We start from the raw sequence: 11,883 nt of genomic DNA on the forward strand, positions 1-11,883 counted from the left end.
AATCACCCCCACTTATTGCTCATGCAGTTCAAAATCGCACCCGGCATGGCGACGCCGCTGATTGTCGCCACGGCGCTGTTCATGGAAAACATGGACGCGACCGTCATTTCCACGTCTTTGCCGGTCATCGCGCAGGATCTGGCTGTCGATCCCATCTCTCTCAAGCTGGCGCTGACCTCGTACTTGGTCAGCCTGGCGGTGTTCATACCCATCAGCGGCTGGATGGCGGACCGTTTCGGCGCGAGGCGGATATTTCGCGCCGCCATTCTGGTGTTCATGTTGGGCTCCTTGTTATGCGCGGGGACCAGCACGCTGCATGGTTTCGTGATGGCGCGCTTTCTGCAGGGCATAGGCGGCGCCATGATGGTGCCGGTGGGGCGTTTGGTCATTTTGCGGACCATAGACAAAGCCGATTTGGTGCGGGCGCTGAGTTATCTGACGGTGCCGGCGCTGCTGGGGCCGGTGATCGGTCCGCCCTTGGGCGGCTTTATCAGCACCTATTTCCATTGGCGCTGGATTTTCCTGATCAATATCCCCATCGCCTTGCTGGGCTTGGCTTTGGCTGGGCGTTTCATCGCCAATCTGAAAGAGGATTCGGTGCCCAGGCTGGATATGGCGGGCTTTGTCCTGACGGGCGCCGGCTTATCCATGCTGATGCTGGGCCTGTCGTCGGAGGGCAAGCACATGGTGTCGGCGACGACTTCGATCTGGCTGACGGCCGTGGGCGCCGCGCTGTTGCTCGGCTATCTCTGGCATTACCGCAGAAGCCAGGATGCTTTGCTGGATCTGTCGCTGCTGCGGCTGCCCACCTTCAACGCCGGCGTGGTGGGGGGCTTCATGTTCCGAGTCGGCATCGGCACCATCCCGTTTTTGCTGCCCTTGATGCTGCAATTGGGTTTTGGTTTTTCACCGTTTGAATCGGGTTTGCTGACTTGCTCCACAGCCATGGGCGCCATAGGCATGAAGACGGTGGTCGCCAAGGTGCTGCAGAAATTCGGTTTCCGCCGGGTGCTGGTGCTCAATAGCTTGTTGGCGGGTTGTTCGGTGGCGATTTATGCGCTGTTCCGCGCGGATACGCCGCATTGGATTCTGCTGGCGGTGTTTGTGTTGGGCGGTTGTCTACGTTCCCTGCAGTTCACCAGCCTCAATGCCATCACTTTCGCCGATGTCGAGGCGGAGCGCTTGAGCAACGCCACCAGCCTGTCCAGCGTGGCGCAGCAGTTGGCCGCCGGTTTTGGCGTGACAGTGGGGGCGTTTGCTTTGCAAACCACTGCTTGGTGGCATGGCCATCAGCAATTGCAGGCCGTGGATTTCGGCCAGGCTTTCCTGATCATGGGGACATTGACGGCGCTGTCCAGTTGGCAGTTTTTGAAGCTGGACAAAAATGCGGGCAGGGAAGTCTCGGCGGGGCATGCCGCAGGGAAGTAGCATTGGGCCGGCATGCGCCGGCCTTGTTTCCGCGAGACGAATAACAAAAAGCCGTTGATCAGTGATCAACGGCTTTTGTTTTGGTGCCCAAGAGAAGACTCGAACTTCCACACCCTTGCGGGCGCTAGGACCTGAACCTAGTGCGTCTACCAATTCCGCCACCTGGGCATAAACTCATTGTGTTACTGCTTTTCAACCGGCGTTTGATGCGCCAGTTTTACAACTGGTGCCCAGGAGAAGACTCGAACTTCCACACCCTTGCGGGCGCTAGGACCTGAACCTAGTGCGTCTACCAATTCCGCCACCTGGGCCAAACTCGAATTGTATTGCTGCTTCAAACTGCCGCGCTTGGCGCGTCAGTTTTCAAAATATCTGGTGCCCAAGAGAAGACTCGAACTTCCACACCCTTGCGGGCGCTAGGACCTGAACCTAGTGCGTCTACCAATTCCGCCACCTGGGCATACCACTATCTACTGCTGATCCAGCTGCTAAACTGGAGGTAATTCTGTTGGTGCCCAAGAGAAGACTCGAACTTCCACACCCTTGCGGGCGCTAGGACCTGAACCTAGTGCGTCTACCAATTCCGCCACCTGGGCCAACCAGATTTCATGATGCCAGCCAAACGCCGCGCTTACAATAGTAAGATGGTGCCCAAGAGAAGACTCGAACTTCCACACCCTTGCGGGCGCTAGGACCTGAACCTAGTGCGTCTACCAATTCCGCCACCTGGGCGTCGCTTTGCTGTATCATCGTGTTGCATTGCTGCAACGAGATGCGGATTATAGACATTATCCTGAGGGTGTCAATGGCTCAGCTAGCAAAAAAACAAAAAAAACTTTCCCTGCGCGACCAGGATCCTCATCTGGAGCGGGAAAAACTCAAATATTCCAACCCTTTGCCGAGCCGAGAGTTTGTCATGCAAATTCTGGCGGAGCAGGGGGTGCCGCTGTTTCCGGACGAGCTGGCGCACATGCTGTCGATCCGGCGCGACGAAATTCACTTCTTTGAACGCCGCTTGCGCGCCATGGAGCGCGATGGCGAAATCATCATCAATCGCAAGGGCGCGGTCTGCGTCGCCGAAAAACTCGATCTGATCCGCTGCAAGGTGTCCGGCCATCGCGATGGCTACGGCTTCGCCATTCCGGATGAGGGCGAGGGCGCCGGCAACGATATCTTCCTGCCCGAACGCGAAATGAAAAAAGTCATGCATGGCGATCGCGTCATGGTGCGGCCATCTGGCGTGGACCGTCGCGGCCGGCAAGAGGGCAAGATCGTCGAAGTGCTGGAGCACGCCGTCACGCGGCTGGTTGGGCGTATTCAGCGCGAACGAGGCGTGTGGGTGGTGCTGCCGGAAGACAAGCGCATCAATCACGGCATCCTGATCGAGCCAGGCGGCGAAGCGGGCGCGACCGAGGGCCAAGTGGTGATGGTGGAGATCCTGCAGCAGCCGGATGCCTATCATCAGCCGGTCGGCAAGGTGGCGGAAGTGCTGGGCAACTATGCCGATCCGGGCATGGAGATCGAGATCGCGCTGCGCAAGCACGATCTGCCGCATCGCTTCCCGGACGAAGCTTTGGCGCAAGCCAAGGCCACGCCCAAGAAAGTGCGCAAAAAGGATTGGACCAAAGACCGGGTGGATCTGCGCGACCTGCCGCTGGTGACGATAGACGGCGAAACCGCGCGCGACTTCGACGACGCGGTCTATGCCGAGAAGCAAGGCAAGGGTTACCGCCTGGTGGTGGCGATCGCCGACGTCAGCTTCTACGTGCAGCCGGGCGATGCGCTGGATGTGGAGGCGCACAGCCGCGGCACCTCGGTGTATTTCCCGCGCAGGGTCATCCCGATGCTGCCGGAGGCCTTGTCCAACGGCATCTGCTCACTGAACCCGGAAGTCGAGCGCATGTGCATGGTGTGCGACATGCAGATCAATGCCAAGGGCGAGGTCAAAAAATACAAGTTCTACCCGGCGGTGATGCAGTCCAAGGCGCGGCTGACGTACAACCAGGTGTGGGACTGGCTGCAGAATGGCAGCGATCACCCCATGCTGCCGCATATCAAGGATTTGTACGCGCTGTTCAAGATCCTGCTGGCGGCGCGCGGCAAGCGCGGCGCGATCGAGTTCGACTCGGTGGAAACGCAGATGATCTTCAACGAAAACGGCAAGATCGATCGCATCGTACCGGTGGTGCGCAATGACGCGCACCGGGTGATTGAAGAGTGCATGCTGGCCGCCAATGTCTGCTCGGCGGACTTCCTGCATAAGAACGGCCACAAGGCGCTGTATCGCGTCCATGAAGGCCCGACCGAAGAAAAACTGGAAAACCTGCGCACCTATCTGCGCTTGGTGGGACTGACCTTAGGCGGCGAAGACAAGCCGAGCGCCAAGGACTACGCCAAGCTGGCGGAGCAAATCCATGGCCGCCCGGACGCGCCTGTGCTGCAAACCATGCTGTTGCGCTCCATGCAGCAGGCGGTTTACACGCCGGACAACAACGGCCACTTCGGTCTGGCTTATGAGGCTTACACCCACTTCACGTCGCCTATTCGCCGTTACCCTGATTTGCTGGTGCATCGCGCCATCAAGGCGGTGCTGAAGGGCGAAAAGTACAAGCCGGGCAAATGGGCCGCGCTGGGCGTGCATTGCTCGATGACCGAGCGTCGCGCTGATGACGCCAGCCGCGATGTGGAGTCATGGCTGAAGACTTACTATATGCGCGACAAGATCGGCGAGGTGTTCCAGGGCAAGATCTGCGCCGTCACCAGCTTTGGCGTGTTCGTCCTGTTGGATGACGTTTATGTCGAAGGCTTGGTGCATATTTCGGAGCTGGGCAAGGACTACTTCCACTTCAAGAAGGATGTGCAGGCCATTGTCGGCGAGAAGAGCGGCGTGCAATACCGACTGGGCGATGTCTTGAAGGTCAAGGTCATGGCGGCCAATCTGGAAAGCTCGCAAGTTGACTTCGCGCTGGTCAAGGATGCGCCTCCTGAGGCGGCTGAGCCTTCTCAGCAAGGAGGAAGCGAGCCAGCAGCAGCCAGAAAGCCGCGCCGTCGTCGCGGCGGCAAGCCTGCAGGCGGCGCAGAAGCACGGCCAGTGCCGCAGGAAGCGGCGCAGGCGCCGGCCAAGCCTGTTGAGCCTGTGGCAGAGAACAAGCCCACAGGCTTGCCATCGGCTCCCAAGGGGCGTCAGCGCCAAACCAAGCCGGTGGCAGCGCCGGCTAAACCCGTCGCGCAACAGGAGCCCAAATCGACGGTCGCCAAGGGCGAGGTCGCGCAGCCGCTTGCGGGTGTTGAGGCAAGCGTGCCGGCGGCGCAGCCGGTGCCGGCTGCCAAGGGGCGTCGTCGCGGCGGCCCGGCAAAAGCCGGCGAAGCGGCGGCTCCAGAAGCGCTTGGTGTCGAGGCTCAGGCCCAGGCGGACAGTTTGCCGCTTGCGCCCAAGGGGCGATCGCGGACCAAGCCTGCTCCGGAAAGCGCTGCGGGCAAGCCCGGCGAAGAGTCCGCAGCGGCTCAACCTGCGGCTGAGGCCGCGCCGCAAGCCAAGCCTGCGCCGCGCCGGCGTCGCCAAGGGCAGGCCAAGCGCTCCGGCGGTGAGTGATCAGTAGCTATCTATATTAATAGGTATCAAAAGCCGACCGGAAAGAGATTTTCGAGTCGGCTTTTTCTTTGCGCGGCGCGCTGTGGCGGCGCGTTGGCGGCCGGTGTTTCGCTGTCAGGCTAAAATTCTTTTACTTCAGTTTCTTTACAAATCAGTAGCTTGTCGCGCTTGTGCGCAGAAAGTTCATTTTTTCTCGCAAAAGGTGTTGACGACCCCAGGCCCCGGGCGTATAGTTCGCCTCCTCAGCTGACGCAGCGAACGAAACAGCGGAAACGAAACGGTTTCCGAGGTGACGAAAACTGCACCGGCACTGCTCTTTAACAGAACGAATAACCGATAGGTGTAAGTGCTTGGTGAAAGCCAAATACTTGCACTGCAAGAGACAAGAGATACTTGTTTATTTCTTTGAACTTGCGTGCCAGAAAATTTGCTATGAGATTGAACTGAAGAGTTTGATCCTGGCTCAGATTGAACGCTGGCGGCATGCTTTACACATGCAAGTCGAACGGTAACAGGGTGCTTGCACCGCTGACGAGTGGCGAACGGGTGAGTAATGCATCGGAATGTACCGTGTAATGGGGGATAGCTCGGCGAAAGCCGGATTAATACCGCATACGCCCTGAGGGGGAAAGCGGGGGATCGAAAGACCTCGCGTTATACGAGCAGCCGATGTCTGATTAGCTAGTTGGTGAGGTAAGAGCTCACCAAGGCGACGATCAGTAGCGGGTCTGAGAGGATGATCCGCCACACTGGGACTGAGACACGGCCCAGACTCCTACGGGAGGCAGCAGTGGGGAATTTTGGACAATGGGCGCAAGCCTGATCCAGCCATGCCGCGTGTCTGAAGAAGGCCTTCGGGTTGTAAAGGACTTTTGTCAGGGAGGAAATCCCGCTGGTTAATACCTGGCGGGGATGACAGTACCTGAAGAATAAGCACCGGCTAACTACGTGCCAGCAGCCGCGGTAATACGTAGGGTGCAAGCGTTAATCGGAATTACTGGGCGTAAAGCGTGCGCAGGCGGTTGTGCAAGTCTGATGTGAAAGCCCCGGGCTCAACCTGGGAACGGCATTGGAGACTGCACGACTAGAGTGCGTCAGAGGGGGGTAGAATTCCACGTGTAGCAGTGAAATGCGTAGAGATGTGGAGGAATACCGATGGCGAAGGCAGCCCCCTGGGATGACACTGACGCTCATGCACGAAAGCGTGGGGAGCAAACAGGATTAGATACCCTGGTAGTCCACGCCCTAAACGATGTCAACTAGCTGTTGGGGGTTTGAATCCTTGGTAGCGTAGCTAACGCGTGAAGTTGACCGCCTGGGGAGTACGGCCGCAAGGTTAAAACTCAAAGGAATTGACGGGGACCCGCACAAGCGGTGGATGATGTGGATTAATTCGATGCAACGCGAAAAACCTTACCTGCTCTTGACATGTAACGAACTTGGTAGAGATATCTTGGTGCCCGAAAGGGAGCGTTAACACAGGTGCTGCATGGCTGTCGTCAGCTCGTGTCGTGAGATGTTGGGTTAAGTCCCGCAACGAGCGCAACCCTTGTCATTAGTTGCCATCATTTAGTTGGGCACTCTAATGAGACTGCCGGTGACAAACCGGAGGAAGGTGGGGATGACGTCAAGTCCTCATGGCCCTTATGAGCAGGGCTTCACACGTCATACAATGGTCGGTACAGAGGGTTGCCAAGCCGCGAGGTGGAGCTAATCTCAGAAAACCGATCGTAGTCCGGATCGCACTCTGCAACTCGAGTGCGTGAAGTCGGAATCGCTAGTAATCGCAGATCAGCATGCTGCGGTGAATACGTTCCCGGGTCTTGTACACACCGCCCGTCACACCATGGGAGTGAGTTTCACCAGAAGTGGGTAGGCTAACCGTAAGGAGGCCGCTTACCACGGTGGGATTCATGACTGGGGTGAAGTCGTAACAAGGTAGCCGTAGGGGAACCTGCGGCTGGATCACCTCCTTTCTAGAGAAGGCGATTGCCAAGTACTTACAGCCTATCGGTTATTTGTGTTAAGGGCATTGAGGTTGTGGAGTCCACGATCTCTAAAGTCAACTGGGTTTGTAGCTCAGCTGGTTAGAGCACTGTGTTGATAACGCAGGGGTCGTAGGTTCGAGTCCTACCAGACCCACCATTTGACCTGTTTGGGGGATTAGCTCAGTTGGGAGAGCACCTGCTTTGCAAGCAGGGGGTCGTCGGTTCGATCCCGTCATCCTCCACCACTCCAGTGCAAACATAATCACTCTTGAGAGAGTGTGATTTTGTTTGCGTTGAAAATACGCCCGATCTTTAACAAACTGAAGAAGCCGAATATATATAGACGGCGAGATGAAAACATGGAGTTAACTCTTCATGTCGACAGATCGTCATCTTGGGTATTTGATTGTATCTAAGGCTGCGTCGCCATATCAAAAGGGGCGGTGCAGTCGTCGCACAAACACTCTCTATTGTCGCAGTAATTTAGGTTACTGAAATGATAGGGTCAAGCGACTAAGTGCATCTGGTGGATGCCTTGGCGATCATAGGCGATGAAGGACGTGTAAGCCTGCGAAAAGCGCGGGGGAGCTGGCAATAGAGCTTTGATCCCGCGATGTCCGAATGGGGAAACCCACCGTTTAGGCGGTATCCCAGACTGAATACATAGGTCTGCGGAGGCGAACTCAGCGAACTGAAACATCTAAGTAGCTGAAGGAAAAGAAATCAACCGAGATTCCGTAAGTAGTGGCGAGCGAACGCGGAACAGCCTGTATGTGTTATGAGTTGCGTTAGTGGAAGGTTCATGGAAAGGACCGCCGTAGTGGGTGATAGCCCCGTACACGAAAACGCATCGCAAGAACTAGGCATACGACAAGTAGGGCGGGACACGAGAAATCCTGTCTGAAGATGGGGGGACCATCCTCCAAGGCTAAATACTCATGATCGACCGATAGTGAACCAGTACCGTGAGGGAAAGGCGAAAAGAACCCCGGGAGGGGAGTGAAATAGAACCTGAAACCGGATGCATACAAACAGTGGGAGCGGACTTGTTCCGTGACTGCGTACCTTTTGTATAATGGGTCAGCGACTTACATTCAGTGGCAAGCTTAACCGAATAGGGGAGGCGTAGGGAAACCGAGTCCGAATAGGGCGTCTTAGTCGCTGGGTGTAGACCCGAAACCGAGTGATCTATCCATGGCCAGGATGAAGGTGCGGTAACACGCACTGGAGGTCCGAACCCACTAGTGTTGCAAAACTAGGGGATGAGCTGTGGATAGGGGTGAAAGGCTAAACAAACTCGGAGATAGCTGGTTCTCCCCGAAAACTATTTAGGTAGTGCGTCAAGTATCACTTCCGGGGGTAAAGCACTGTTATGGCTAGGGGGTCATTGCGATTTACCAAACCATGGCAAACTCTGAATACCGGAAAGTGCGAGCTTGGCAGACAGACAGTGGGTGCTAACGTCCATTGTCAAGAGGGAAACAACCCAGACCGCCAGCTAAGGTCCCAAATGATCAGTTAAGTGGTAAACGAAGTGGGAAGGCCTAGACAGCCAGGATGTTGGCTTAGAAGCAGCCATCATTTAAAGAAAGCGTAATAGCTCACTGGTCGAGTCGTCCTGCGCGGAAGATGTAACGGGGCTCAAACTGATAACCGAAGCTGCGGATGGGCGCGTAAGCGTCCGTGGTAGGGGAGCGTTCTGTAGGTCTGTGAAGGTGTGTCGAGAGGCATGCTGGAGATATCAGAAGTGCGAATGCTGACATGAGTAGCGATAAAGCGGGTGAAAAGCCCGCTCGCCGAAAGCCCAAGGTTTCCTACGCAACGTTCATCGGCGTAGGGTGAGTCGGCCCCTAAGGCGAGGCTGAAAAGCGTAGTCGATGGGAAACGGGTTAAAATTCCCGTACTTTTGTGTAGTGCGATGTGGGGACGGAGAAGGTTAGGTCAGCAGACTGTTGGAATAGTCTGTTCAAGCCGGTAGGCGTGAGGGGTAGGCAAATCCGCCCTTCTTTAACGCCGAGAAGTGATAACGAGGGTCTACGGACCTGAAGTGACTGATACCACGCTTCCAGGAAAAGCCACTAAGCTTCAGCTACACAAGAACCGTACCGCAAACCGACACAGGTGGGCAGGATGAGAATTCTAAGGCGCTTGAGAGAACTCAGGAGAAGGAACTCGGCAAATTGATACCGTAACTTCGGGAGAAGGTATGCCTGTTGGGGTGTAGTGATTTACTCACGAAGCTTTGACAGGTCGCAGAGAATAGGTGGCTGCGACTGTTTAACAAAAACACAGCACTGTGCCAACACGAAAGTGGACGTATACGGTGTGACGCCTGCCCGGTGCCGGAAGGTTAAGTGATGGGGTGCAAGCTCTTGATCGAAGCCCCGGTAAACGGCGGCCGTAACTATAACGGTCCTAAGGTAGCGAAATTCCTTGTCGGGTAAGTTCCGACCCGCACGAATGGCGTAACGATGGCCACACTGTCTCCTCCTGAGACTCAGCGAAGTTGAAGTGTTTGTGAAGATGCAATCTCCCCGCTGCTAGACGGAAAGACCCCGTGAACCTTTACTGTAGCTTTGCATTGGACTTTGAACAGACTTGTGTAGGATAGGTGGGAGGCTTTGAAGCCAGGACGCTAGTTCTGGTGGAGCCGTCCTTGAAATACCACCCTGGTGTGTTTGAGGTTCTAACCTTGGTCCGTGATCCGGATTGGGGACAGTGCATGGTAGGCAGTTTGACTGGGGCGGTCTCCTCCCAAAGTGTAACGGAGGAGTTCGAAGGTTACCTAGGTACGGTCGGAAATCGTGCTGATAGTGCAATGGCAAAAGGTAGCTTAACTGCGAGACCGACAAGTCGAGCAGGTGCGAAAGCAGGACATAGTGATCCGGTGGTTCTGAATGGAAGGGCCATCGCTCAACGGATAAAAGGTACTCCGGGGATAACAGGCTGATACCGCCCAAGAGTTCACATCGACGGCGGTGTTTGGCACCTCGATGTCGGCTCATCACATCCTGGGGCTGTAGCCGGTCCCAAGGGTATGGCTGTTCGCCATTTAAAGTGGTACGTGAGCTGGGTTCAAAACGTCGTGAGACAGTTTGGTCCCTATCTGCAGTGGGCGTTGGAAGTTTGACGGGGGCTGCTCCTAGTACGAGAGGACCGGAGTGGACGCACCTCTGGTGTACCGGTTGTGACGCCAGTCGCATCGCCGGGTAGCTAAGTGCGGAAGAGATAACCGCTGAAAGCATCTAAGCGGGAAACTTGCCTGAAGATGAGACTTCCCTGGAGGCTTGACCTCCCTGAAGAGTCGTTCGAGACCAGGACGTTGATAGGTCGGGTGTGGAAGCGCTGTGAGGCGTGAAGCTAACCGATACTAATTGCTCGTGAGGCTTGATCCTATCATTTGAGTGGCTTAGCGTACGGATCTTGGATTCGTATGATACTGAGCGACGAGATAGAGTGTGTGCGACACAATTAAATACCGAATATTCAGAATCAGAGAGCTTCTCTGGTTCAGGCTTCTTTAAGTTTGTACAAGTTTATGTCTGGTGGCCTTAGCGAGATGGTCCCACGCCTTCCCATCCCGAACAGGACCGTGAAACATCTTAGCGCCGATGATAGTGTGGCCTTGGCCATGTGAAAGTAGGACACCGCCAGACGCCCCATTCGAAGCCCAGCTCAATCGAGCTGGGCTTTGTGCATTGGCGCGCCGGAAGCGCGATGCCTGCCATGCCATTTTCGACGCACCCGACGCTCTCCCAACAAAAAGCCCCGCTGATCCAGCGGGGCTTTGGCGTTTCAGTTCCGAACGTTTTGGGCATGCTTGTCATGCCATTGACCTAGTCTTGCATACCTCACACAATCCCTAACTATGGATTTTGACGGGAAGGTATTGGATATGGTTTTTCGCAGCGGCAAACGGGCGCGACGCATCGAGGCGGGTGGCCGCAAGCTTTTCATTCACAATATGCCGGCCCATTCATTGCAGGATCTTTACCACTATTGCATGACTATCAGCTGGCCGCGATTTTATCTATTCATCGCTGCAGCTTTCATCGTTTTGAATCTCTTGTTCGCCAGCCTCTATCAACTACAGCCTGCGGGTATCGCCAATCAATATCCACAGGGTTTTCTCGGCGCCTTTTTCTTCAGTGTGGAGACGCTGGCGACCGTAGGCTATGGCGATATGCACCCGCAAACTTTGTATACCCACTGGATTTCGATGTTGGAAATCTTCGTCGGCATGATGAGCATCGCCTTGATTACCGGGGTGACGTTTGCGCGCTTTTCGCGCCCGCGGGCGCGCATAGTATTTACGCGCAGTCCTGTGGTGAGGATGCTGGATGGCGAGCGAGTATTGATGCTGAGAGCCGCCAATGCCCGAACCAATGTCATTATCGATGCCAGCGCCCGCCTGCGATTGCTGCAGCATGAGGTGACCGCGGAAGGGACATCATTTCGCAAACTATACGATTTGGAGCTGGTTCGTGACCAGCATCCGATGTTTCTGCTTGGTTGGACGTTGGTGCATAAAATCGATGAGCGCAGTCCTTTGTTCGGGCGCGATGCCGCCTCTTTGGCGTCGAAGAAGGCGATGCTTATTTTGTCTATCAATGGGATGGATGAGACTACTATTCAGCCCATGGTGGCGCGGCAGGCCTTTCCCCATCAAGACATCCGCTGGAACCATGCTTTCGCTGATCTCCTGTATACCGATGAGGATGAAAACGACCATGTCGATTACTTGCGTCTGCACGATGTCAACCCGCTGGTTTGGGATGAGAGCAAGCGTAAGGATGCCGAGTGAGGCGCTCCCTAGTGATCCGGGTTTGGCATTTCATGCTCAAGACGTATGATGCAGACTTGTGGATAGGAGTA

At 55.7% G+C, this 11,883-nt stretch carries 3 protein-coding genes, 7 tRNA genes and 3 rRNA genes; 8 read left to right on the forward strand and 5 right to left on the reverse strand.

Features of this window, described 5'->3' with window-relative positions; all coding sequences use genetic code 11:
* Window positions 1-21: 21 nt before the first annotated feature.
* A complete protein-coding gene (locus NKT35_RS13570; protein ID WP_254293794.1) occupies window positions 22-1,428 on the forward strand; it encodes an MFS transporter in 1,407 nt (468 codons plus the stop codon).
* 81 nt (window positions 1,429-1,509) lie between these two features.
* Here the strand turns inward: NKT35_RS13570 and NKT35_RS13575 are convergent.
* The 5 genes from NKT35_RS13575 to NKT35_RS13595 form a co-directional block, all read right to left on the reverse strand.
* Window positions 1,510-1,596 (reverse strand) — tRNA-Leu (locus NKT35_RS13575).
* A 56-nt stretch (window positions 1,597-1,652) separates the two neighbouring features.
* Window positions 1,653-1,739, reverse strand: a tRNA-Leu gene (locus NKT35_RS13580).
* A gap of 62 nt (window positions 1,740-1,801) precedes the next feature.
* A tRNA-Leu gene (locus NKT35_RS13585) sits at window positions 1,802-1,888 on the reverse strand.
* Between the two features lie 49 nt (window positions 1,889-1,937).
* Window positions 1,938-2,024 (reverse strand) — tRNA-Leu (locus NKT35_RS13590).
* A gap of 49 nt (window positions 2,025-2,073) precedes the next feature.
* A tRNA-Leu gene (locus tag NKT35_RS13595) sits at window positions 2,074-2,160 on the reverse strand.
* A gap of 73 nt (window positions 2,161-2,233) precedes the next feature.
* Here NKT35_RS13595 and rnr point away from each other — a divergent pair.
* The 7 genes from rnr (at window position 2,234) to NKT35_RS13630 (ending at window position 11,812) form a co-directional block, all read left to right on the forward strand.
* Window positions 2,234-5,020: a ribonuclease R gene (gene rnr / locus NKT35_RS13600; RefSeq protein WP_371926347.1), complete on the forward strand. Its 2,787-nt coding sequence runs from the start codon at window positions 2,234-2,236 to the stop codon at window positions 5,018-5,020.
* Between the two features lie 440 nt (window positions 5,021-5,460).
* Window positions 5,461-6,996: ribosomal RNA gene (locus NKT35_RS13605) — 16S ribosomal RNA — on the forward strand.
* Between the two features lie 92 nt (window positions 6,997-7,088).
* Window positions 7,089-7,165: transfer RNA gene (locus NKT35_RS13610), tRNA-Ile, on the forward strand.
* Between the two features lie 12 nt (window positions 7,166-7,177).
* Window positions 7,178-7,253 (forward strand) — tRNA-Ala (locus tag NKT35_RS13615).
* Window positions 7,254-7,511: 258 nt separating this feature from the next.
* Window positions 7,512-10,403, forward strand: a 23S ribosomal RNA gene (locus tag NKT35_RS13620).
* 146 nt (window positions 10,404-10,549) lie between these two features.
* Window positions 10,550-10,664 (forward strand): 5S ribosomal RNA (gene rrf, locus NKT35_RS13625).
* The 16S, 23S and 5S rRNA genes sit together here with 2 tRNA genes alongside, the layout of an rRNA operon.
* A gap of 239 nt (window positions 10,665-10,903) precedes the next feature.
* The gene (locus NKT35_RS13630) at window positions 10,904-11,812 is read left to right on the forward strand and encodes an ion channel (RefSeq protein ID WP_254293798.1); all 909 of its coding nucleotides are present in this window, start codon (window positions 10,904-10,906) and stop codon (window positions 11,810-11,812) included.
* Window positions 11,813-11,883: the final 71 nt, after the last annotated feature.

The sequence above is a fragment of the Chromobacterium sp. IIBBL 290-4 genome, from assembly GCF_024207115.1.
Classification (GTDB): Bacteria; Pseudomonadota; Gammaproteobacteria; order Burkholderiales; family Chromobacteriaceae; genus Chromobacterium.

Excerpts from the sequence above, each read along its gene's own strand:
- rnr (WP_371926347.1), top strand. The coding sequence starts at position 2,234 with ATGGCTCAGCTAGCAAAAAAACAAAAAAAACTTTCCCTGCGCGACCAG.
- NKT35_RS13570 (WP_254293794.1), top strand. The coding sequence starts at position 22 with ATGCAGTTCAAAATCGCACCCGGCATGGCGACGCCGCTGATTGTCGCC.
- NKT35_RS13630 (WP_254293798.1), top strand. The coding sequence starts at position 10,904 with ATGGTTTTTCGCAGCGGCAAACGGGCGCGACGCATCGAGGCGGGTGGC.